Source organism: Arthrobacter sp. 4R501 (assembly GCF_002929755.1).
In the GTDB taxonomy this organism is placed as follows: domain Bacteria; phylum Actinomycetota; class Actinomycetes; order Actinomycetales; family Micrococcaceae; genus Arthrobacter.
This window is the reverse complement of the sequence record NZ_PJIW01000002.1, coordinates 40,309-60,699: the sequence shown is the minus strand read 5'-3', so window position 1 is coordinate 60,699 and position 20,391 is coordinate 40,309. Positions and strand designations below refer to the sequence as shown.

Below are 20,391 nucleotides of genomic sequence, written 5' to 3'. Positions count from 1 at the left end.
TGAACCGTGGCTTTTCTGAAATACTCCCTGATCCGGCTGGCGCTGTTTGCGCCGCTCTTTGTGCTTTTTATGTTCCTGGAGCTGGGGGCGGTGCTGTCAGTCATCTGCGCAGCGCTGATCGCGTTTGCGGTCAGCTACCTTTTCTTCCAGAAACAGCGCGACGCCGCCGCTGCCGCCATTCACGGCCGGCTCTCCGGCAAGGCCAAGCCGCTGCGCAGTGAAAGCGAAGTGGCCGACGCCGAAGCCGAGGACAGACTCCTGGACGCCAACCCGGATGTCACCATCCGGAACAGCGGCCCGAAGGCCCCCGAAACCGGAACGCCGGCCCCGAAGGCCCCCGAGTCCTAGAGCCCGAGTCCTTGACCCCGCCCCGATTCGGCCTAGAATCCGTGGCTGAGCACCAGTCCCAGTGAGAACAGCAGGCTGTAGCCGAGGTTGATCAGGCCGGTCTGCTGCAGCACGGGAATGAGGCTTTTGCGCTTGCGGCCGTTGATCATCAGCCAGGCGGGCATCAGGCAGGCCGGGATGAGCAGCAGCACGATCAGCATCCACGGCCGCCCGGGAGCCAGGATGACCACCAGCAGGATGGCCACGGCCAGCATCAGCACGTAGCTTTCGCGGGCGTGCTTGTCGCCCAGGCGCACGGCCAGCGTCTTTTTGCCGGCCTGGATGTCGGTGGGGATGTCGCGGACGTTGTTGGCCATCAGCAGGGCGCACGCAATGAGGCCGGTGCCGATCGCGCCGATAACGGCCGGCAGGTTGACCTGGCCGGCCTGGGTGTAGGTGGTGCCGAGTGTTGCCACCAGGCCGAAGAAGACGAACACAAAAACGTCGCCCAGGCCCATGTAGCCGTAGGGGTTCTTGCCGCCGGTGTAGCCCCAGGCGGCCATGACGCAGCCGACTCCCACTAGGATCAGCCACCAGCTCTGGGTGATCAACACCAGCGCCAGGCCGAACAACATGGCCACGGCAAAGGCCCCGAACGCTGCATATTTGACGTGTTCCGGCTGGGCGGCGCCGGAACCCACCAGCCGCAGCGGTCCCACGCGGTCCTCGTCGGTGCCGCGGACGCCGTCGGAATAATCGTTGGCGTAGTTGACGCCGATCTGCAGCAGCACCGCCACCAGGGCGGCCAGCACGGCATTAACGGGGCGGAACGAATCCAGCTCGTAGGCTGCGGCGGTGCCGATCAGTACCGGGGCGATGGCGGCCGGCAACGTGCGGAGGCGGGCGCCTTGGATCCATTGTGCGGCTGTGGCCACGGTCAGTACCTCGTGTTGGGTCGGGAGAACGGTGAAACGGTGGTGGCGCCCGCGAACGGGCCGCCGGTGCAGGTCTACTCTACTTTCCCTGATGCAGCGCGTTGAGCCGTTCAATCATCGCCAGGCGGTCCGGCTTGCCGTTGGGAAGCATCAGCAGTTCCCGGGCAGCCAGCACGGTTTTCGGCGCCAGGAGGCCCAGCCGCCGGTGCCATTCCTCCTTAAGCACGACGGCGTGATCCCCGGTGGGCGTGCCCGCGGCACCTGAGTCCGCACCTGAGTCCGCACCTGAGTCCGCGGTGGCGCCAGAGTCCGCGGCGGCGCCGGAGGCAGCGGCGGCAAGCGCAACAAACGCGGCCACGGCCTGGCCCCATTCCGTTGACGGGACGCCGGCCACAAAAGCCGCCACGACGCCGTCGGACTTTTCCAGCTCTTCCTGCACATGCGCGGCCGAGACTTTGACGCCGCCGGTGATGATGACGTCGTCGGCGCGGCCCAGCACGGTGAGCCGGCCGTCCGCGTCCAGCGTGCCGAGGTCATTGGTGCGGTACCAGCGGACGCCGTCCTCCTCGAAAAACGTGTCCGTCGCTTCGGGCGCATCCACGTACCCGGCGGCCACGGTGTCGCCGCCCAGCAGGATGCGGCCGTCCTCGGCCACCCGGACCTGGACACCTTCCAGCGGCACGCCGTCGTACACACAGCCGCCGCAGGTTTCGGCGGACCCGTACGTGGCGACCACCCTGACGCCGGCCTGGCGGGCCGCGTCCAGCAGTTCAGCCGACGCCGGTGAGCCGCCCAGCAGGATGGCGTTGAACCGCCGCAGGACCGCCAGGGTCTCCGGTGACGGCGCATCCAGGAGGCGTTGGAGCTGGGTGGGGACCAGGGAGGTGAAGCGGAACTTGTCGGTCAGCTCCAGGGCGCCGGCCGTGAACGCCTCGGGGGTGAAACCGCCGGACATGTCCATCACCCACGGGCGGGTGCCGGCGAACAGTGACCGCACCAGGACCTGCACGCCTGCCACGTACTGCACTGGAAGGGCCAGGAGCCACTGGCCCTCGCCCTTGAGCGCCAGGGCGGTGGCCATGGACGATGCCGCCAGCGCCTCGACGGTCAGGATGGTGGCCTTCGGCGCGCCCGTCGAGCCGGACGTGCGGACCACCGCCACGGCGTCATCGCAGCCGGGCGTCTCGGTGTGTCCCACCACCAGTTTGCCGCTGGGGCCCGCGGAAAGTTCGACGGCGGGTCCCTCACCGTGGAGGGCGGCGGCCAGGGCTTTGAGCACCGGGTCGATGTCCGTGGGACCGATGGTCTGGGTTCCGAGATTCATGTGCCGTCCTGCCTTTGAAGTCAGCCGGGGCCTGGGCCGGCCGGCTTGGAAGTTTGTGCCTAGAAGGTGCCTAGAAGTAGTGCGGGAAGCGGGACCAGTCCGGGTCTCGTTTCTCCAGGAAGGCTTCCTTTCCTTCCACCGCCTCGTCCGTCATATAGGCCAGGCGGGTGGCTTCGCCGGCGAAGACCTGCTGGCCGGCCAGGCCGTCGTCGGCAAGGTTGAAGGCGAATTTCAGCATCCGGATGGCCTGCGGTGACTGCCGGGCGATGTCCGCGGCGTATTCCAGGGCCACCTCTTCGAGGCGTTCGTGGTCCACGGCCTCGTTCACGGCGCCCATGCGGACCATGTCGTCCGCGGAGTACTCGCGGGCCAGGAAGAAGATCTCGCGGGCGGACTTCTGGCCGATCTGGCGGGCCAGCAGCGCCGAGCCGTACCCGGCGTCGAAACTTCCCACGGTGGCGTCCGTCTGCTTGAACTTGCCGTGCTGGCGGGAGGCGATGGTGAGGTCCGAGACCACGTGCAGGGAGTGTCCGCCGCCGGCAGCCCAGCCGTTCACGACGGCGATGACCACCTTGGGCATGGTCCGCATGAGCCGCTGGACCTCGAGGATGTGGAGCCGTCCGGCGCGGGCGGGGTCGATGGTTTCCGTGGTCTCGCCGTCGGCATAGCGGTAGCCGTCGCGGCCGCGGATGCGCTGGTCCCCGCCGGAGCAGAAGCTGTGGCCGCCGTCCTTGGGGGAGGGGCCGTTGCCGGTGAGCAGGACGGTGGCGACGTCCGGGGTCATGCGGGCGTGGTCCATGGCGCGGTAGAGCTCGTCCACGGTGCCGGGGCGGAAGGCGTTGCGGACTTCCGGGCGGTTGAAGGCGATGCGGACGGTGGGCAGGTCCCTGGTTTCCGTTCCGGTTGTTGAGCCCGTCGAAACACGCTCAACCTGCCGGTGGTACGTCATGTCCTGGAAGTCGTCAAAACCGGACACGGTGCGCCAGCGGGTGGGGTCAAAGACATCGGACACCTTGGCGGGAAGTTGGTTGCTCACCGGACAAGTCTAGTAATCGGCGCAGCTGATGCAGAACTCGTTGCCCTCGGGAACGGCAGCTGTCAGGGCTGGACCTGCTGCAACTGCTCGAATAGCTCGGGCGGGATGGCGTAGATGAAGATGACCGCCAGCAGGTTCTTCGCCGCGTGCACAAAGTAGGAGAACATCAGGTTCTTCCCGGTCCACACGTAGACAAATACCAGCGTGGCGCCCATGGCCAGATAGGGGAGCAAAGCACTGAGCGTGATGGCTTCCTGGCCTGCGATATGGATGCCGGCAAAGAGGACCACAGAGAGGGCACAGCACAGCCAGATGTTGAGCCGGCGGCTGAGCTTGCCGATCAGCAGGTGCCGGAAGATGTACTCCTCCACAAACGGGCCCACCACCACCAGGACCGGCACCATCAGCCAGGCAGGGACCTGTTGCATCAGCGCCTGCAGTCCGGCTTGGTTTGCCGACGTCTCGACTCCGCCAGCGGCCGACACCACCACGGCCGTGAGGATCATCATGGCCACCACCGCCGCGGGCACCATCAGCAGCGTGAACCACGGACGGGTGGCCAGCACGCGCAGGTCCCGGGCCACCACCCGGCGGGCGGCGGCCAGCGCCAGGATCCCGATCGAGCCATAGAAGATGAGGTTCACGGCGTACGACGCCGCGGCCGGGCTGGGGGCAAACTGGCTTATGAACGGGACCAGCAGTTCCCCTGCCACGGCGAAGAGCCCGGCCGCGGCCACGTAGAGGCCGACGGCGGTGAAATCAAGGGCGGAAAACCCGTACAGCTCGGGCTGCGGCGCGGGTGGATTCCGGTGTGTGGTGGCCATGTCTTCAGCCTAGCTCCCCCCTTCCCGCCCGTTGCTCTATCACTTTTGGTCCCCAACCCGGGGCCAGAGCGACCAAAAGTGATAGAGCAACGGGCGTGGGCTGCGTTCGGGTGGGCGTCACCTTGCGGGGCCGGATCGCCGTCGCGTAGAATGTTCGGTATGCCTAAATTTTTGTTTCGGCGCGCCAAAGTCGCCGCCCGAACCCTCGCCCGGGGAACGGCGGCGTTCCGCGCTGCCGGCGCCGCCGCTGTCGTCCTCCTTTCCCTCTCCGTTACCGCGTGCGGGGGTGACGCGTCGGGCAGCAGTGACAGTGACAAGCCCGTTGTCCTGACCACCTTCACGGTGCTCGCCGACGTCGCCCGGAACGTTGCGGGGGACAAGCTCACGGTGGAGTCCATCACCAAGGCGGGCGCCGAGATCCACGGCTACGAACCCACCCCCGGCGACATCCGCAAGGCAGCCAAGGCGGACCTGATCCTGGACAACGGCCTGAACCTCGAGGCCTGGTTCGGGCAGTTCGTAGAGGGCCTGGACGTGCCGCACGCCGTGGTCAGTGACGGTGTGGAGGTCATGTCCATCAGCGAGGACTCCTACCAGGGCAAACCGAACCCGCATGCGTGGATGTCGCCCGTGAACGTGCAGATCTATGTGGACAACATGGTGACGGCGTTCAGCAAGCTTGACCCGGAGAACGCCGCGGTATTCGAAGCCAACGGTGACGCGTACAAGGCCGAACTGCAGGGTGTGCAGGACGAGATGAAGGCAAGCCTCGCAGGCCTCCCGGAGAACCAGCGCGCCTTGGTGACCTGCGAAGGCGCCTTCTCCTACCTGGCCCGTGATGCCGGGCTCAAAGAGGTCTACATCTGGGCCGTCAACGCCGAACAGCAGGCCACGCCGCAACAGATCACCCGCGCCATCGAGTACGTCAAGTCCAACCAGGTTCCTGCCGTGTTCTGTGAATCCACGGTGTCCGATGCGCCCATGCAGCAGGTGGTGGGCGCCACCGGCGCGAAGTTCGGCGGCACACTTTATGTGGATTCGCTGTCCGAAGCCGACGGGCCCGTCCCCACTTACCTGGATCTGATCAGGCACGATGCCGATGTCATCACCAAAGCCCTGGCCGGCACCTCCACCGGCTCCGCAGCAGGGGCGAAGTAATGAGCTACCCGGCCATCCTCGTTGAAAACGTCACCGTCCACTACGGCGAGGTCCTGGCGCTCGATTCCGCCTCGCTCACCGTGGACGCCGCCCGGATCTGCGGCCTGATCGGCATGAACGGGTCCGGGAAATCCACCCTGTTCAAGGTGATCATGGGAATGATCAAGCCCGACGCCGGCCGCGTGCTGATCGGCGGACAGTCACCTACCAGGGCGCGCAAGGAGGGCGGGATCGGCTACGTGCCGCAGAGCGAGGATGTGGACTGGCAGTTCCCGCTGTCCGTCCGCGATGTGGTGATGATGGGACGCTACGGGCACCAGGGCTTCACCCGGCGGCCCTCCAAGGCCGACCGTGCCGCCGTCGATCTGGCGCTGGACCGCGTGGAACTGGGCGAGTACGCGGACCGGCAGATCGGGCAGCTGTCCGGCGGGCAGAAGAAGCGCGCCTTTGTGGCCCGCGGCATTGCCCAGGGTGCCACCATGATGCTCCTGGACGAACCGTTCGCCGGCGTGGACAAGCGCTCCGAGGCCACCATCACCAGGCTGCTGCGCGAGCTCGCCTCAGACGGCTGCACCATCCTGATCTCCACCCACGACCTGCACGCGTTGCCCAACCTGTGCGACGAAGCCGTGCTCCTTATGCGCCGGGTCCTGATGCACGGCGCCCCGGAACTGGTGCTCCAGCCGGAGAACCTCGCCATGGCGTTCGGCCTGGATGTGCTGAACCGCGACCTTCCGGAACCTCCCCACCCTGCCGCCACGGCCGCCGTCGTCCACCCCGCAGCCGCCGGCGCCTCCGCCACCACCAAGAGCAGGGGCTGACCCGTGGAAATCTTCGACATTCTGCTCGAACCGCTCAGCTACGACTTTATGGTCCGCGCCATCGTCACCACCGCGCTCGCCGCCGTCGTCTGTGCTGTCCTCAGCTGTTGGCTTGTGCTGATCGGCTGGTCTCTGATGGGCGACGCCGTCTCCCACGCCGTGCTGCCCGGCGTTGTGCTGGCCTACATTGTGGGCGCCCCGTTTGCGCTCGGTGCCCTGGTGTTCGCGCTGATCGCGGTGACCCTGATCGGCGTCGTCCGCAACACCAGCCGCGTGAAGGAGGACGCCGCCATCGGCATTGTGTTCACCTCGCTGTTTGCCTTGGGCCTGGTGCTGATCTCCGTCACGCCCAGCCAGACTGACCTGAACCACATCATTTTCGGCAACCTCCTGGGCGTCAGCATCCCTGACCTCATCCAGGTGCTGGTGCTCGGCGTCGTCGCCTTCGTCATCCTGATCCTGAAGCGCCGCGACCTGACCCTCTACGCGTTCGATCCCACGCACGCCCACGCGATCGGGCTCTCCCCGAAACGGTTGGGGGCGCTGCTTATGGGGCTACTGGCGCTGACGTCGGTGGTGGCGCTGCAGACTGTGGGTGTGGTGCTGGTGGTGGCCATGCTCATCATCCCCGGTGCCACCGCCTACCTGCTCACGGACCGCTTCAACCGGATGCTGGTTATCGCACCGGTGATTTCAGCGGTGTGCTCCATCGCCGGCATCTACTTCAGCTACTACCTGGACACGGCTTCGGGCGCCATGGTGGTGCTCACGCAGGGTGTGGTGTTCGCCGCCGTCTACCTGTTCAGCCCCCGGCAGGGACTGATCGGCACCCGGCTGGCGAAGGCCCGCCGCAGGAAGGCCGCCGCACTTCTGGTTGCCTAGGCCCGGGAGTCCACAGCAACGCGGGGTCACTTACTGCCCAATTCGAGGGGAAACATGGGCGTTAAGTGACCCCGCGTTGTTCCTTTGCAGAGGTCTGACCTGGTGGGGTTTTACCGCGTGGGAACAGGGGAGCGCCGCACGGTGATGTCGCCGTAGGCGCTGCGGGCGCGGATCTCCACTTTGGCGTCCGTCTCGTTTGGCCCGGTGGTGGCGTCGAGTCCGTTGCGGACGCGACCGTACTTGGTGCTGAGGTCCAGCCATGCGGCGCTGCCTTCGCGGACGCCGATGGCCAACGAGCCTGCGGCGGTCTGGAGGGTGAGGGTTCCGCGGGCCACCTCGCCTACGGTGATGTCGCCGTTGGAGGCCTTGATGGTGGTGGTGTCGCCGGCGCGTTCCAGGGAGACATCGCCGTTGGCGGCACTGACCTTGAGTTCACCGGCGGCATCCACGATGTACGTGCTGCCGTTGCCGTTCTTGACGCTGGCGGTACCGTCGATTTCCCGGATCCGGATCTTGCCCGAGCCGGTCTTGATCTCGGCCCGCCCCGCGACGCGTTCCACGGTCACGTCGCCCATGCCCGTGTGAACCCGGAGTTCCGTGCAGTGGTCGAGGTGGACGTGGCCCATGTCCGTCTTCAGTTCGGCGGAGCCGAATTCGCCCTCGCAGCGGAGGTCGCCCATTCCGGACTTCAACTCCAGGCTGCAGCCGATGGGCACTTCAACCGCGATGTCCACGGCGCCGCCGTCGCTGAACCAGGTGTGGCGGCGCTGGGGATGCAGCCGTACCTGCAGGCGTCCATCCGTGTAGTCCACGGTGGTCTGTTCCGCCGCCTTGATGTCCAGGGCCCGGGTTGCCTCGCGGGGCCGGACGTTGACTACGGTGTCGGTGCGGTTGCCGGCGACAACAAGAATGTCGGCACGGACGGACACGTCCACCACGACGGCGATTGGCTGGGGGGTCTCGAAGGTTGTCATCAGCGTGCCCATCCTGTGAAGTTCTGCTCGCCGGGTTCGCGGCGAATGGTGCGGTGCGTGGTTTGGCTCCCGTTGAGGGCGTCCGCGACGGCCCGGATCAGCCAGGAGTTCACGGACAGGCCTTCAAAGCCCGCGGCCTCTTCAACCTGCTGCTTGAGGTGATCGGGAAGGCGGAGCGTCGTGCGCGAGGTGCTGGCGCCGTCGAACTCTTCCGGGGCCTGCCGGGCCGGCTGGGTGGACCGTTCCGTCACCGCTTCGAAGTCGCTGGCGGCGGGCGGGCTGGTGACCACAAACTCCGGATCGCGGCCCCGAAGCCGTACCTCCACAGACGCCGGGGCCAGCTCGAGGGTGATCTCGCTGGCGGCGTCGGAGAGGGCTTCGAGGAGGACGAGCCGGACGGTGGACTCCAGCGCGGCCGTGAGGCGGTCGCTGAGTTCCCGGGCTTCAGGGCCACCCGCTTCGGCGGCGACGCCCAGCTGGTGCTGGACGGCTGATACGTACTGGTTGAGTTGCATGACACCATCCTGACGCCACAATGGTGTCACGTCAATATCTTCTGGCAGATTATGGTGTCACCGGTGGTGTCCCGGCTTGACGCTGCGGCTTCCGGCGGGGAAGCTGGAGCGATGAAGTCCTGAGCAGCAGCCCGGCAATGCCGGGCTGTTTCCCCGAATCCAGGGCCGCCGTCGAGCACCAGTTCCGGCGGCCACACTGCGGAATCTTGCGAGGACTTGTCTTGACTGAACACCTGAACCTTTCCGGCGTCTCCCATGGCTATGGCGACCGGCAGCTGCTGGACGGAATCGGCCTGGTCATCACGGCCGGCGAGCATGTTGCCATCGTCGGCGAAAACGGCGCCGGCAAATCAACGCTGCTCCGGATTCTGGCCGGGCTGGAAGCGCCCGACGAAGGAAGTGCGGTCAGCCACGGCCGCGTGGGCTACCTTGCCCAGACGCACGGCCTGCCCGAATCCTTCACCGTGGGAGCCGCCGTCGACGCATCCCTGGCATCGCTGCGCGCCCTCGAAGCCGAGCTTGACCAGCTGGAGGCCGGCCTCGCCGATGCCGAGGATGATGAGCTGGAAACCTACGGCCGGCTGCAGACCGAGTACCAGCTGCGCGAGGGCTACGCCGCGGAATCCCGTGTGGAGGCGGCGCTCGACCGGCTGGGCCTGGGCGGCCTGGACCGGAAGCGGACGCTGGGATCGCTCTCCGGCGGCGAGCAGGAACGCGTGGCGCTGGCCTGTGTCCTGGCCGATCCGGCGGACATCCTGCTCCTGGACGAACCCACCAACCACCTCGATGCCCGCGGAACCGCCTGGCTGGAGGACCGGCTGGCCGCCCATCGCGGGACAGTGGTGGTGGTGTCCCACGACCGCGTGCTGCTCCGCAAGGTGGCCAGCACCGTGATTGAGGTTGATGCCGAGCGCCGTACCGTGACCCGCTACGGCAACGGCTACGACGGCTACCTCCGCGAGAAGGCCGCCGAACGCCAGCGCTGGGTTCAGCAGTACCACGAGTGGATCGTCGCGATGGAGGCGGAGCAGCGGCAGGCGGACACCGTGACCGACAAGATGGGCTATGCCCGCAAGCGCGACAACGACAAGATGGGCTTCGACTTCAAGGCCGGCACCTGGCAGAAAGCGGCCACCAGCAAGGTCCGCAACGCGCAGGAACGGCTCCGCCGGCTGGAAGCGAGCCCCATCGACCGCCCGCCGGTGCCGCTGCGGCTGGCGGCGGAGCTCGCCGTGGAACCGGAGGCTCCTTCGGGTGCCTCCGTGGCGACCACCGCATCCGGGGACTCCCTCTTGACCGCGTCGGCGGTCCTCGTTGCCCGCGGCGTCGCGGTTCCCGGCCGCCTGGGCGTCACTGATTTCGCTGCCCGAACGGGTGAGAAGATCCTCATCACCGGCCCGAACGGCGCCGGCAAATCCACGCTGCTCTCCGTGCTGGCGGGAACCCTGGAGCCCGTCGAAGGGTTGGTCCAGCGGCCTGCGCGGATCGGCTACTTGCAGCAGGAACTCGAACTGCCGCAACGGCCCGCGCTCCGCCTGCTGCCGGCCTTCGCGGCGGGTCTTGGCGGCAACATTGATGAGCACGCCGAGGCGCTCCTGCGCCTGGGGCTGTTCCGCACCAGCGAGTTCCACGTCCCGGTGGGCAGCCTGTCCGCGGGACAGCAGCGCAGGCTTGCCCTGGCCCGCCTGCTGCTGGGCGGCTACGGCACACTGATTGTGGATGAACCCACCAACCATCTGGCGCCGGTCCTGGTGGAGCAGCTCGAAGAGGCGCTCGCCGGCTTCACGGGGACCCTGGTCATGGTCAGCCACGACCGCGCCCTCCGGGAGTGGTTTGCCCGGTGCGCGAAGAAGAGCGACACCTCGCGGACGGACGACGCCGGCCGCTGGATCCGGTACTCGATGGACAAGGGCGTGCTCGCCCCGGCCTGACGCCCCGCGCGCCCGGCCTGACGCCCAGCAATCGGTGAGATTTGCGCAAACGAAAAGTTACGCACCGACCGGTAGGCGGAAACATCGGCGGCGGAAGATAGGCCTATGCCAGTCTCCCGCCGGCCGAAAGGATCTGTCCGTGATCACCAAGAACCTTTTCCTGCAGGGCATCTTCCCGTTTGTGGGCACCGGGCTGGAGAAACCCGTCCCCATCCACCGCGAACTCTCGCACTACGTTCCGGACGGCGTCATCAACCAGACGCTCTACTTCCGGGGCGGCAATTCCAGCAGTGAACTCATCACGGTGGTCCTGATGCGGAACGGTGTGCCCATGCGGTACTTCCCCATCGGCGCCAAAAGCGATGTCCATGTGCCGCTGCGGGTGGTGGAGGACATCGACGGCGGCTCAGTGGTGGAGCTCTATCTCGCCGCTCCGGATGGCGTTGGGGGATCCGTGGTGGTGGACCTGGGCATGGTGGAGCACTGATGACCAGCGTGCTGGACCGGCCGCAGGGGAGGCACACAGGCGCCGCGCCACGCCGTCGGCTGCTGGTGGTGGGAAACGGGATGGCGGGCGCCCGGGCCGTGGAGGAGATCCTGGCCCGCGGCGGCGCCGAGCAGTTCACCATCACCATGTTCGGCGACGAGCCCTACGGCAACTACAACCGGATCATGCTCAGCCACGTCCTCTCCGGCGAGGAAAGCGACGCCGACATCTTCCTGAACGCGCTGTCCTGGTACCGCGAGAACAGCATCACGTTGCACGCCGGGGTCCGTGTTGACCGGATCGACAAGTTCACGAAGCACGTCTTTTCCAATGATGGCCGCGTTACACCGTACGACACCCTCATCATCGCCACCGGGAGCCGCTCCCACATGCCGCCGATGGACGGGCTGTACACACCCGGCGGGTCCGTGAAGCACGGTGTGTTCGGGTTCCGCACCATCGATGACACCCGACGGATGGTCCAGCATGCGCAGCAGGAGCATCACCGGCGGGCCGTGGTGATCGGCGGCGGCCTGCTTGGTTTGGAGGCGGCCTATGGCCTGAAAAGCCACGGCATCGAGGTGGAGGTGGTGCACTCGGGCGGGCACCTCATGAATGCGCAGATGGGGCCCGACGGCGGCGCGGTGCTGCGCAGGAGCGTGGAGGCCCTGGGCATCCGGGTGCACACGTCCAGCCGCACCACAGCCGTCCTCGGGAGGGACATGGTCAGCGGCGTCAGCCTCCGGGACCGGGAGGACATCGCCTGCGACATGGTGGTGGTGGCCGCGGGCATCCGGCCCAACGTGGACGTGGCTGTGCTGAGCGGGCTCCCGGTGGAGCGGGCCATTGTGGTGGATGACCGGCTGCGGGTCCAGGACGAAGACGATATCTACGCCGTGGGGGAGTGCGTCCAGCACCGCGGCGAGGTCTACGGGCTGGTGGCGCCGCTGTGGGAACAGGCCGTGGTGCTTGCCAACCACGTGACCGGCGCCGATACGTCGTCGGCCTACCTCGGCTCGCGGACCGCCACCAAGCTGAAGGTTGCCGGCGTCGACGTCGCATCCATGGGACTGCACGGCCCCGAACTCGACACCGACGAGCACATCGTCTTCTCGGAGCCCAGCCGCGGCATTTTCAAGTCCATCGTGGTCCGCGACAACAAGATGGTGGGTGCCACGCTCCTGGGCGACAGCCGGAAGGTGGCCTACCTGACGCAGGCCTACGACCGCGGGCTGCCGTTGCCCGACGAACGGATCGCGCTGATGTTCGACGTCGGCGGGCCGGGTGAGGCGGTGGGCGTGGCCGAGCTCGACGACGGCGCCCAGGTCTGCAACTGCAACGGCGTCAGCAAGAAGGCCCTGGTGGACGCCGTGAAGGGCGGCTGCACCACTGTTTCCGACGCCATGGACGCCACCCGGGCGGGCAAGGGCTGCGGTTCCTGCAAGCTGCTGGTCAAACAGGTGGTGGAATGGGCCGCGGACGGCGCGGTGGAGGAGGACCCAGCGGCCAGCTACTACGTGCCCGGGATCCCGCTGGACAAGCCGGCCCTGATGGCCGCCATCCGGAAACAGGGCCTGCGCTCCGTCTCCCAGGTGTTCATGGCACTGGCTCCCGGCAGCGCCGAGGACGCGAAATCCAAAATGGGCCTCGCATCACTGCTGAAAATGATGCTCGCGGACCAGTACATCGACGAACGCGACGCCCGCTTCATCAACGACCGCGTGCACGCCAACATCCAGCGCGACGGCACGTTCTCCGTGGTCCCGCAGATGAAGGGCGGCGTGACGTCCGTGCAGCAGCTGCGCCGCATCGCCGACGTCGCCGAGAAGCACAACGTTCCGCTGATCAAACTGACCGGCGGGCAGCGGATCGACCTCCTGGGGATCCCCAAGGAGGACCTCCCGCAGGTCTGGGCCGACCTGGACATGCCCTCCGGGTACGCCTACGGCAAGAGCTTCCGCACCGTGAAGACCTGCGTGGGCAAGGACTTCTGCCGTTATGGCACGGGTGACTCCACCAAGCTGGGCATCGAGATCGAGTCCCGGTTCCAGGGCATCGAGTCGCCGGCCAAGCTGAAGCTGGCTGTGTCCGGTTGCCCACGGAACTGCGCGGAATCGCTGGTCAAGGACGTGGGTGTGGTGGCTGTGGAGGGCGGACGGTGGGAGCTTTACGTCGGGGGAGCGGCGGGCGCCCACATCCGCAAAGGCGACCTGCTGGCCACCGTGGATGACCCCGAGGAGGTCAAGCTGCTGGCCGGCCGGTTCATGCAGTACTACCGCGAGCAGGCCAACTGGCTGGAACGGACCTACTCCTTTGTGCCGCGGGTGGGCATCGAGCATCTCCGCGCCGTCATCGTCGAGGATTCCGAAGGTGTCGCCGCGCAACTGGACGCCGCCATGCAGGCATCCGTGGACAGCTACGTGGACCCGTGGAGCGAACGCGACGATCCGCTTACGCCGGGCCAGTTCCGCACGTCCCTGCCGCTCACGGTCCTGCCCCAGGTGCCGGTCCGATGAGCGCCGACCCGATCAGCACGGAGCCCGTCAGTCCCGAGCCCGTCACCACCACCAGCCACATCCTGGGCCCCGTGGACCAGATCCCGTTCGGTGAGGGCCGGGCCTTCGGGGTGGACGCCGAGCAGGTGGCGGTCTTCCGGCTGCGGGACGGGACCCTGCGCGCCCTGTCCGCGGTCTGCCCCCACCGCGGCGGCCCCATTGCGGACGGCACCATCGACCGGGAGGTGGTGATCTGCCCGCTGCACCAGCACGCGTTCAGCCTGGAAACGGGCTGCTCCAGCACCGGCGCCGAACCTTTGCGCACGTACAGCGTCCAGGAGGATGCCGAACAGAACATTGTTCTGAAGTATCCCCACATGCGTGGCAATAGTTTGGCTTAACCGGGTCAGGGTGTAGCCCGCGTCACTTGCTGCGGTTTGAGTCTTGTAGGATAGACAGGCCGCGCGAACTTCGACGTACTGTGACTTTCCATACAGAAAATTCCTTGAAGCATCAAGAAACCGAATTTTCGGGATGGAGAAGTCCCTGCCAAGGGTGCCGGCCAATCCCCTACCCACAAGGAATTGTTGTGCCTCAAAGTACCCCCACAGAACTCGTGAGCCCGACGGCGCAATCCGCCGTCGTCGACTCCACCCTCAGCGCCGAGGGCTACAAAAAATCCCTGAGCGGACGCCAGGTCACCATGATTGCCATGGGCGGCGCCATCGGCGTCGGCCTCTTCATGGGTGCAGGCGGACGCCTGGCCTCCACTGGCCCTGCGCTCATCTTCTCCTACGCCATTGCCGGCGTCATCGCCTACCTGCTGATGCGGGCCCTGGGCGAACTCATCATGTACCGCCAGACGTCGGGTTCCTTCGTCAGCTACGCCGGCGAAATGTTCGGCAAAAAGGGCGCGTACCTGTCCGGCTGGATGTATTTCATCAACTGGGCCATGACCGGCATCGCTGAACTCATCGCGATCGGACTGTACTTCCAGTTCTTCTTCCCCAACGTGCCGGTCGAACTCAGCGCCATCGCCGCGCTGCTGCTGCTCGTGGGCGTCAACCTCATGAGCGTCAAGGCGTTCGGCGAATTTGAATTCTGGGCCTCCTGCCTCAAGGTCGGCGCCATCGTGATCTTCCTGGCCGTGGGCACTTTCATGGTGGTCACCAACGCCCAGGTGGGCGACGGCAACGCCTCGGTGAACAACCTCTTCGCAGCCGAAGGCGGAATGTTCCCCAAGGGTGCGCTGGTGATGATCCTGGTCCTGAACGCCGTGATTTTCGCCTACAACGGCATTGAACTCGTCGGCATCACGGCCGGTGAAATGCAGGACCCCGCCAAGGAAGTTCCCAAAGCGATCCGCGCCGTCGTCTTCCGCATCGTGGTGTTCTACGTCGGTTCCGTGACGCTCCTGGCGATGCTGTTGCCCTCGGACCAGTACGTGGCCGGTACCTCGCCGTTCGTCACCGTTTTCGGCCAGATGGGCCTCGGCTGGATGGGTGATGTTATGAACATGATCGTCATCACCGCCGCGCTGTCCTCCTGCAACTCGGGCCTGTACTCGATCGGCCGGATCTTCCGGACCATGGCCAACAACGGGCACGCCCCGGAGTGGCTGACCAGGATGTCCAAGAGCCACGTGCCGTACGCCGCCATCCTGGCAATCGGCGCCGTCTACCTCGTTGGCATCCTGCTGAACATCTGGCTGGGCGGCTCACACGCCTTCGACCTCGCGCTCAACTCCGCGTCGATCGGCGTGATCTTCACCTGGGGCGCCATCTTCGCCAGCCAGATCGCGCTGCGCCACAAGAAGGGCAAGGTCTCCTCCCTGCCCGCGCCCGGCGGAACCTGGAGCAGCTGGGCCGGACTCATTGCGCTGCTGGCCATCGCCGTGCTCATCGGCTTCGACACCATGACCAGCAAGACCGGCGAGGTATTCCACCTCGGTCTCTGGACACTGGCCACCATCCCGTTCTTCGCCCTGGTCCTGTGGCTGGGCTGGCAGAAGGTCAAGCACAACGAGCCCAAGAGCGAGCTCTTCTGCTAGGTCTTTTCGCCTCAGCAGCCGGACGCTCTGCGGACGGACGCTAAGAAGTCGGACGCTAAGAAGTCCGACGTCGGCGGGTCACCCTTTCGGGGGCGGCCCGCCGTCGTCGTTGGTGGAGCCTGTCGAAACCCCCATCGGTTGCTCCGTGACCGCCCTTTTGAGCGCTCAAAAGGGCGCCTACGGAGCAACCGATGGGGGTCGGTTGGCGTCCACGCTCTTGAGGTGCCGGGCGAAGTGGTCTTCGATCCGCTGCCAGGCTTCGGGGGAGGACTCCGGGTCAGGGCCGATGCCCATGACCCGCATCAGCGGCCGGAAAACCGCCGGGCCCAGGTCGATTTCGTTGAGGAACGCGTGGCCTGCAGTGGGAAATTCCTTGACGCTGTTTTCGATGCCGAGGTTGTCCAGGGCGGTCTCAAGCTTGCCGGCCGCGCCCTTAAGGGTGAGGTCCCGGCCGCCGAAGTTGGCCACGATGGGGCAGGCGCCGCGGAGGCTTTCCTCGAGATTGCCGGGCAGGCGGCCGTAGTTGACCGAGGCCGCGTCGAAGCCGTCGCGGGCCACCAGCAGCGCGAATCCTCCGCCCATGCAGAACCCGATCACCCCGGTCTTGCCGGTGGACAGCGGCGAAGTGGCCAGCCAGGAGCGGGCGGTGGCGAGGTCGGTGAACGCGCGGCCGCTTCCCCTGAGCATGCTCCGCATGGTGCTGACCAGGCAGCGGCGCGGGCCGCCGTCGCTGAACAGGTCCACCGCCAGCGTCAGGTACCCGGCTCGGGCCATCCGGTCTGCATGCCCGCGAACGAGTTCGTTCAGGCCGAAGGCTTCGTGGATCATCAGGACCGCGGGAAACGGACCTGGTCCGGATGGCGTGGCGAGATATCCGCCGAGCGAAGGCGAACCGCCGGCAGCGGCACTCTGCGCACTCAGGTCCACATAAGTCATGGGCCAAGGGTAGCCGCCGCCGTCGATCCCCTCCGTCGACGCGGTCGGCGGACACGAGAACGGCGGCGGACCCCCCATGGGAATCCGCCGCCGTTCGAATGTGGAAGGACTAGTTCTTGAAGGTGTCCTTGACGTTTTCGCCGACCTTCTTGGCGTCAGCCTTGACCTGGTCCGCCTGGCCTTCGGCTTTGAGTTTGTCGTTGTCCGTGGCGTTGCCGGTCGCTTCCTTGGCCTTGCCGCCCAGGTGCTCTGCTTCGTTACTGATCTTGTCTCCGAGGCCCATGAGTCTGGCCGCCTTTCGTTTTCAGGGGATCAAACAATGCCGTTTCAGAATAACACAAAGCATGCTTACCATTTCAAGGGGCCCCGATATCAGCGGCCTGTCGAATGTCAGCGCCCCCGACTAGGCTCGATGCATGGAACACAGCACAAGCCTGACCCAGCACATTCATGCCACGCCGGAAAAGGTCTGGGCGGTCATCTCGGACATCCCGGGTTCCGCCTCCACCCTGTCCGGCATCGACGCCGTGCAGATGCTCAGCGACGGGCCCTATGGCGAGGGGACGCGCTGGAAGGAAACGCGGACCATGATGGGCCGCTCGGAAACTGTGGAGATGTGGGTGACGCAGGCCGATCCTCCCCGCAGCACCACGGTCAAGGCCCTCCAGGGCGGCGCCGATTACACCTCCCGCTTCAGCCTGGCCGAGCGCGACGGCGGGACGGACCTGACGCTGACCTTCGGCGCCGACGTCGTCAAACCCACCCTGCTCAGCAAGGTCAGCATGACCCTCTTCGGCAAGCTGGGCATGAGCATGACACGCAAGGCGCTCACGAAAGACCTGGCGGAAATCGCCGCCAAAGCGGAATCGCTCTAGTGGCGGCAAAGGCCCCCAAGGTATCGGCTCCCCGGCTCTCGCCGGTCAGCCTGGAGGATGTCACGGATGATCCGGCCCCGGACTTCCGGCGTGGTGAAAGGTACGACGGCGTCCGGTACAGCCGGGCGGTCGCCGACGGTCTGGAGCTGAGCGGCACGGATTTTGCCGAGTGTGAGTTCCAGGGCGTCTCCTTCAATGACACCCAGCTCCGCGGGTCCACGTTCCGGGACTGCATCCTGTCCGAGCTGTACGCGCCGGTGTTCCGGGCCGCCCGCTCCACGTGGCGGGACGTGCAGCTGAACAATCCGCGGCTGGGCTCGGCTGAGCTATATGAGACGGGCTGGCAGTCGGTCCGGATCGACGGCGGCAAGCTGGACTTCCTGAATCTGCGCGGGTCCAAGCTGACGGACGTTGTCATCAGCGACTGCATCATCAACGAACTGGACCTCGGTTCCGCCTCCGGGACGCGCGTGGCGCTGAAGAACTGCACCATCGGAACCCTGGATCTGACGGGCTCGCGGCTGAAGGATTTTGATCTTCGCGGCACGGATTTCCGGACCATCAGCGGCCTCGGCAGCCTGGCCGGCGTGGTGATCGACGACTATCAGCTGAGCCTGCTGGCGCCGCTCCTGGCCGGGCACCTCGGCGTCCTTGTCCTGTGAGTGTAGTCTTTATAGAACGAACGGTCGGTAAATAGGGCGGTCACTGGACGGCCCCGAAGATTCCGGCTCCCTGGCGTAAAGGATTTGTTCTTATGGTCGAGGCTTTTCTTGTTGGCGGCGTCCGCACTCCCGTGGGCAGGTACGGCGGTGCGTTATCGGCGGTCCGTCCTGATGATCTGGCTGCACTGGTGATCCGGGAGGCCGTGTCCCGTGCGGGCCTGGACTCGGACAGTATCGAGGAAGTCATCCTGGGCAACGCAAACGGCGCTGGCGAGGAGAACCGCAACGTGGCCCGGATGGCAGTCCTGCTGGCCGGGCTTCCCCTCCACATCCCGGGAATCACGGTCAACCGGCTGTGCGCGTCCGGGCTGAGCGCCATCATCCAGGCCAGCCACATGATCAAGTCCGGCGCCGCGGACGTGGTGATCGCCGGCGGCGTCGAGTCCATGAGCCGCGCGCCGTGGGCCCAGGAGAAGCCCGCCACGGCGTTCGCGAAGCCGGGCCAGATCTTCGATACGTCCATCGGCTGGCGCTTCGTCAACCCGCTGTTCCAGAAGGGCCAGCTGGCGCGGGACGGCAAGATGACCTACTCCATGCCGGAAACCGCGGAGGAAGTGGCACGCGTTGACGGCATCACCCGCGAGGACGCCGACGCCTTCGCGGTCCGCTCCCACGAGCGTTCCCTCGCCGCCATTGCCGCGGGGCGCTTCAGGGACGAGATCGTCCCGGTGACGGTCAAGTCCCGCAAGGCCGAAACGGTGGTGGACACCGATGAAGGACCGCGGGCGGGCACCACCCTGGAGGTCCTTGCCGGGCTGCGCCCCGTGGTTCCGGGCGGTTCCGTGGTCACGGCCGGGAACTCGTCCACGCTGAACGACGGCGCTTCGGCCATCATCGTTGCGTCCGAGGCCGCCATCGCACGGCTGGGCCTGACGCCGAGGGCCCGGATCATCGACGGCGCCTCCGCCGGCTGCGAACCCGAAATCATGGGCATCGGCCCGGTCCCGGCGACGCAGAAAGTGCTCGCACGGAGCGGCCTCAGCGCTGGTGACCTGGGCGCCGTCGAGCTTAACGAAGCGTTCGCCACGCAGTCGCTCGCGAGCATGCGCCGGCTCGGGCTGGACCCGGACACGGTGAATAACGACGGCGGCGCCATCAGCCTGGGGCATCCGCTCGGTTCCAGCGGATCGCGGCTCGCCATCACCCTGCTGGGCCGGATGGAACGCGAGGACGCCAAAATCGGCCTGGCTACGATGTGCGTCGGCGTGGGCCAGGGCACCGCGATGCTGCTGGAGCGTGTCTGATGCCCGCCCCGGAAAGCGCGAACCGACACTTAAGCCCCTCCCCGGAAAGCGCGAACGGACACTTGAGCCCCCGCGACTTCCGCACCCTTCTGGTCGAGGAGCGCGAGGACCGAGTGGTGGTCCTCCTCAACCGCCCGGAGGTCCGGAACGCCATCGACCAGCAGATGGTGGACGAACTGCACGTGGTCTGCGCTGCGCTGGAGCAGAATCCCAAAGTCCTGATCATCTCAGGGGTCGACGGCGTCTTTGCCTCGGGTGCGGACATCGCCCAGCTGCGCGAGCGGCGCCGCGATGATGCGTTGCAGGGCATCAATTCCACTATTTTCGTGCGGATCGCGAAGCTGCCCATGCCGGTGATTGCCGCCCTGGACGGGTACTGCCTGGGCGGCGGCGCCGAGCTCGCCTACGCCGCAGACTTCCGGATCGGAACGCCCAGTGTCCGGATCGGCAACCCGGAAACAGGGCTGGGGATCCTCGCTGCGGCCGGGGCCAGCTGGCGCCTCAAGGAGCTGGTGGGGGAGCCGCTGGCCAAGCAGATCCTGCTCGCGGGCCTGGTCCTCCGCGCCGAGGAGGCCCTGGCTGCCAGCCTCATCACCGAAATCCACGAGGCACCGGACCTGATGGATGCCGCGCACAACCTGGCGGACCGGATTGCGCGGCAGGATCCGCTGGCCGTGCGGATCACCAAGTCTGTGTTCCATGCCCCCGCCGAAGCCCACCCGCTGATTGACCAGCTGGCACAGGGGATCCTTTTTGAATCCCAGGCCAAGTTCGACCGGATGCAGGCTTTCCTGGATAAGAAAACAGATAAGAAAACAGCCAAGAATTCAGACCAATCAGACGGGACGAAGTAAC

Annotated in this window: 21 protein-coding genes; 13 read left to right on the top strand and 8 right to left on the bottom strand. The window is 66.5% G+C overall.

What is annotated here, in order from left to right:
- Positions 1 to 6 precede the first annotated feature (6 nt).
- The gene (locus CXR02_RS01820; protein WP_104060439.1) at positions 7 to 348 is read left to right on the top strand and encodes a DUF4229 domain-containing protein; all 342 of its coding nucleotides are present in this window, start codon (positions 7 to 9) and stop codon (positions 346 to 348) included.
- A 32-nt stretch (positions 349 to 380) separates the two neighbouring features.
- Here the strand turns inward: CXR02_RS01820 and CXR02_RS01815 are convergent, their stop codons facing one another.
- The 4 genes from CXR02_RS01815 to CXR02_RS01800 all read right to left on the bottom strand — a co-directional run bounded on the left by CXR02_RS01815 (position 381) and on the right by CXR02_RS01800 (position 4,446).
- A complete protein-coding gene (locus CXR02_RS01815) occupies positions 381 to 1,262 on the bottom strand; it encodes a 1,4-dihydroxy-2-naphthoate polyprenyltransferase (RefSeq protein ID WP_104060438.1) in 882 nt (293 codons plus the stop codon).
- Between the two features lie 79 nt (positions 1,263 to 1,341).
- The gene (locus tag CXR02_RS01810; protein ID WP_104060437.1) at positions 1,342 to 2,586 is read right to left on the bottom strand and encodes an AMP-binding protein; all 1,245 of its coding nucleotides are present in this window, start codon (positions 2,584 to 2,586) and stop codon (positions 1,342 to 1,344) included.
- Between the two features lie 70 nt (positions 2,587 to 2,656).
- Positions 2,657 to 3,622 carry a 1,4-dihydroxy-2-naphthoyl-CoA synthase gene (locus CXR02_RS01805; protein ID WP_104060436.1) on the bottom strand — a complete coding sequence of 322 codons (966 nt, stop codon included), beginning with the start codon at positions 3,620 to 3,622 and terminating at the stop codon, positions 2,657 to 2,659.
- Positions 3,623 to 3,684: 62 nt separating this feature from the next.
- Positions 3,685 to 4,446 carry a CPBP family intramembrane glutamic endopeptidase gene (locus CXR02_RS01800; RefSeq protein WP_104060435.1) on the bottom strand — a complete coding sequence of 254 codons (762 nt, stop codon included), beginning with the start codon at positions 4,444 to 4,446 and terminating at the stop codon, positions 3,685 to 3,687.
- A 159-nt stretch (positions 4,447 to 4,605) separates the two neighbouring features.
- On the opposite strand from CXR02_RS01800, the gene CXR02_RS01795 reads away from it, so the two are divergent.
- From CXR02_RS01795 to CXR02_RS01785, 3 genes are read left to right on the top strand one after another with little or no spacing between them, the layout of a single operon-like run.
- Positions 4,606 to 5,604 (top strand): metal ABC transporter substrate-binding protein, encoded by a 999-nt coding sequence (locus CXR02_RS01795; RefSeq protein WP_104060434.1) that lies wholly within the window; start codon positions 4,606 to 4,608, stop codon positions 5,602 to 5,604.
- Complete coding sequence (locus CXR02_RS01790; protein WP_258060664.1) at positions 5,604 to 6,425, top strand: metal ABC transporter ATP-binding protein; 822 nt, start codon at positions 5,604 to 5,606, stop codon at positions 6,423 to 6,425. Before CXR02_RS01795 ends, CXR02_RS01790 begins: the two co-directional genes overlap by 1 nt.
- Before the next feature lie 48 nt (positions 6,426 to 6,473).
- Positions 6,474 to 7,307 (top strand): metal ABC transporter permease, encoded by an 834-nt coding sequence (locus CXR02_RS01785; RefSeq protein ID WP_104060638.1) that lies wholly within the window; start codon positions 6,474 to 6,476, stop codon positions 7,305 to 7,307.
- A gap of 110 nt (positions 7,308 to 7,417) precedes the next feature.
- Here CXR02_RS01785 and CXR02_RS01780 read toward each other — a convergent pair whose 3' ends face one another.
- Positions 7,418 to 8,281 (bottom strand): DUF4097 family beta strand repeat-containing protein, encoded by an 864-nt coding sequence (locus tag CXR02_RS01780; RefSeq protein WP_104060637.1) that lies wholly within the window; start codon positions 8,279 to 8,281, stop codon positions 7,418 to 7,420.
- Positions 8,281 to 8,796: a histidine kinase gene (locus CXR02_RS01775; RefSeq protein ID WP_104060433.1), complete on the bottom strand. Its 516-nt coding sequence runs from the start codon at positions 8,794 to 8,796 to the stop codon at positions 8,281 to 8,283. Before CXR02_RS01775 ends, CXR02_RS01780 begins: the two co-directional genes overlap by 1 nt.
- A gap of 221 nt (positions 8,797 to 9,017) precedes the next feature.
- Between CXR02_RS01775 and CXR02_RS01770 the strand changes: the two genes are divergently transcribed.
- The 5 genes from CXR02_RS01770 to CXR02_RS01750 all read left to right on the top strand — a co-directional run bounded on the left by CXR02_RS01770 (position 9,018) and on the right by CXR02_RS01750 (position 15,759).
- Positions 9,018 to 10,727: an ABC-F family ATP-binding cassette domain-containing protein gene (locus CXR02_RS01770; RefSeq protein WP_104060432.1), complete on the top strand. Its 1,710-nt coding sequence runs from the start codon at positions 9,018 to 9,020 to the stop codon at positions 10,725 to 10,727.
- A gap of 139 nt (positions 10,728 to 10,866) precedes the next feature.
- Positions 10,867 to 11,214 (top strand): molybdopterin oxidoreductase, encoded by a 348-nt coding sequence (locus tag CXR02_RS01765; RefSeq protein WP_104060431.1) that lies wholly within the window; start codon positions 10,867 to 10,869, stop codon positions 11,212 to 11,214.
- Positions 11,214 to 13,730 carry a nitrite reductase large subunit NirB gene (gene nirB / locus CXR02_RS01760; protein ID WP_104060430.1) on the top strand — a complete coding sequence of 839 codons (2,517 nt, stop codon included), beginning with the start codon at positions 11,214 to 11,216 and terminating at the stop codon, positions 13,728 to 13,730. Before CXR02_RS01765 ends, nirB begins: the two co-directional genes overlap by 1 nt.
- The gene (locus tag CXR02_RS01755) at positions 13,727 to 14,110 is read left to right on the top strand and encodes a Rieske (2Fe-2S) protein (RefSeq protein WP_104060429.1); all 384 of its coding nucleotides are present in this window, start codon (positions 13,727 to 13,729) and stop codon (positions 14,108 to 14,110) included. Before nirB ends, CXR02_RS01755 begins: the two co-directional genes overlap by 4 nt.
- A gap of 188 nt (positions 14,111 to 14,298) precedes the next feature.
- Complete coding sequence (locus CXR02_RS01750) at positions 14,299 to 15,759, top strand: amino acid permease (protein ID WP_104060428.1); 1,461 nt, start codon at positions 14,299 to 14,301, stop codon at positions 15,757 to 15,759.
- A gap of 177 nt (positions 15,760 to 15,936) precedes the next feature.
- On the opposite strand, the gene CXR02_RS01745 is transcribed toward CXR02_RS01750, so the two are convergent.
- Both CXR02_RS01745 and CXR02_RS01740 read right to left on the bottom strand, forming a co-directional pair.
- A complete protein-coding gene (locus tag CXR02_RS01745; protein ID WP_104060427.1) occupies positions 15,937 to 16,695 on the bottom strand; it encodes a dienelactone hydrolase family protein in 759 nt (252 codons plus the stop codon).
- 109 nt (positions 16,696 to 16,804) lie between these two features.
- Positions 16,805 to 16,978 carry a CsbD family protein gene (locus tag CXR02_RS01740; RefSeq protein ID WP_104060426.1) on the bottom strand — a complete coding sequence of 58 codons (174 nt, stop codon included), beginning with the start codon at positions 16,976 to 16,978 and terminating at the stop codon, positions 16,805 to 16,807.
- A gap of 133 nt (positions 16,979 to 17,111) precedes the next feature.
- Here CXR02_RS01740 and CXR02_RS01735 point away from each other — a divergent pair, with 133 nt between their 5' ends.
- The 4 genes from CXR02_RS01735 to CXR02_RS01720 all read left to right on the top strand — a co-directional run bounded on the left by CXR02_RS01735 (position 17,112) and on the right by CXR02_RS01720 (position 20,390).
- Positions 17,112 to 17,570 carry an SRPBCC family protein gene (locus tag CXR02_RS01735; protein WP_104060425.1) on the top strand — a complete coding sequence of 153 codons (459 nt, stop codon included), beginning with the start codon at positions 17,112 to 17,114 and terminating at the stop codon, positions 17,568 to 17,570.
- Entirely contained in the window at positions 17,570 to 18,232 is a 663-nt protein-coding gene (locus tag CXR02_RS01730) for a pentapeptide repeat-containing protein (RefSeq protein WP_104060424.1), read from the top strand. The genes CXR02_RS01735 and CXR02_RS01730 overlap by 1 nt, the downstream gene beginning before the upstream one ends.
- A 92-nt stretch (positions 18,233 to 18,324) precedes the next feature.
- Complete coding sequence (locus tag CXR02_RS01725) at positions 18,325 to 19,536, top strand: acetyl-CoA C-acyltransferase (protein WP_104060423.1); 1,212 nt, start codon at positions 18,325 to 18,327, stop codon at positions 19,534 to 19,536.
- Positions 19,536 to 20,390 carry an enoyl-CoA hydratase/isomerase family protein gene (locus CXR02_RS01720; RefSeq protein ID WP_258060663.1) on the top strand — a complete coding sequence of 285 codons (855 nt, stop codon included), beginning with the start codon at positions 19,536 to 19,538 and terminating at the stop codon, positions 20,388 to 20,390. Before CXR02_RS01725 ends, CXR02_RS01720 begins: the two co-directional genes overlap by 1 nt.
- The last annotated feature ends 1 nt before the right edge of the window (position 20,391 follow it).

What these genes read in the sequence shown, in the direction of transcription:
- CXR02_RS01745 (WP_104060427.1), bottom strand. Translation starts at nt 16,695, where the DNA reads ATGACTTATGTGGACCTGAGTGCGCAGAGTGCCGCTGCCGGCGGTTCG.
- nirB (WP_104060430.1), top strand. Translation starts at nt 11,214, where the DNA reads ATGACCAGCGTGCTGGACCGGCCGCAGGGGAGGCACACAGGCGCCGCG.
- CXR02_RS01785 (WP_104060638.1), top strand. Translation starts at nt 6,474, where the DNA reads ATGGTCCGCGCCATCGTCACCACCGCGCTCGCCGCCGTCGTCTGTGCT.
- CXR02_RS01755 (WP_104060429.1), top strand. Translation starts at nt 13,727, where the DNA reads ATGAGCGCCGACCCGATCAGCACGGAGCCCGTCAGTCCCGAGCCCGTC.
- CXR02_RS01810 (WP_104060437.1), bottom strand. Translation starts at nt 2,586, where the DNA reads ATGAATCTCGGAACCCAGACCATCGGTCCCACGGACATCGACCCGGTG.
- CXR02_RS01795 (WP_104060434.1), top strand. Translation starts at nt 4,606, where the DNA reads ATGCCTAAATTTTTGTTTCGGCGCGCCAAAGTCGCCGCCCGAACCCTC.
- CXR02_RS01775 (WP_104060433.1), bottom strand. Translation starts at nt 8,796, where the DNA reads ATGCAACTCAACCAGTACGTATCAGCCGTCCAGCACCAGCTGGGCGTC.
- CXR02_RS01800 (WP_104060435.1), bottom strand. Translation starts at nt 4,446, where the DNA reads ATGGCCACCACACACCGGAATCCACCCGCGCCGCAGCCCGAGCTGTAC.
- CXR02_RS01740 (WP_104060426.1), bottom strand. Translation starts at nt 16,978, where the DNA reads ATGGGCCTCGGAGACAAGATCAGTAACGAAGCAGAGCACCTGGGCGGC.
- CXR02_RS01735 (WP_104060425.1), top strand. Translation starts at nt 17,112, where the DNA reads ATGGAACACAGCACAAGCCTGACCCAGCACATTCATGCCACGCCGGAA.
- CXR02_RS01725 (WP_104060423.1), top strand. Translation starts at nt 18,325, where the DNA reads ATGGTCGAGGCTTTTCTTGTTGGCGGCGTCCGCACTCCCGTGGGCAGG.
- CXR02_RS01720 (WP_258060663.1), top strand. Translation starts at nt 19,536, where the DNA reads ATGCCCGCCCCGGAAAGCGCGAACCGACACTTAAGCCCCTCCCCGGAA.
- CXR02_RS01790 (WP_258060664.1), top strand. Translation starts at nt 5,604, where the DNA reads ATGAGCTACCCGGCCATCCTCGTTGAAAACGTCACCGTCCACTACGGC.
- CXR02_RS01780 (WP_104060637.1), bottom strand. Translation starts at nt 8,281, where the DNA reads ATGACAACCTTCGAGACCCCCCAGCCAATCGCCGTCGTGGTGGACGTG.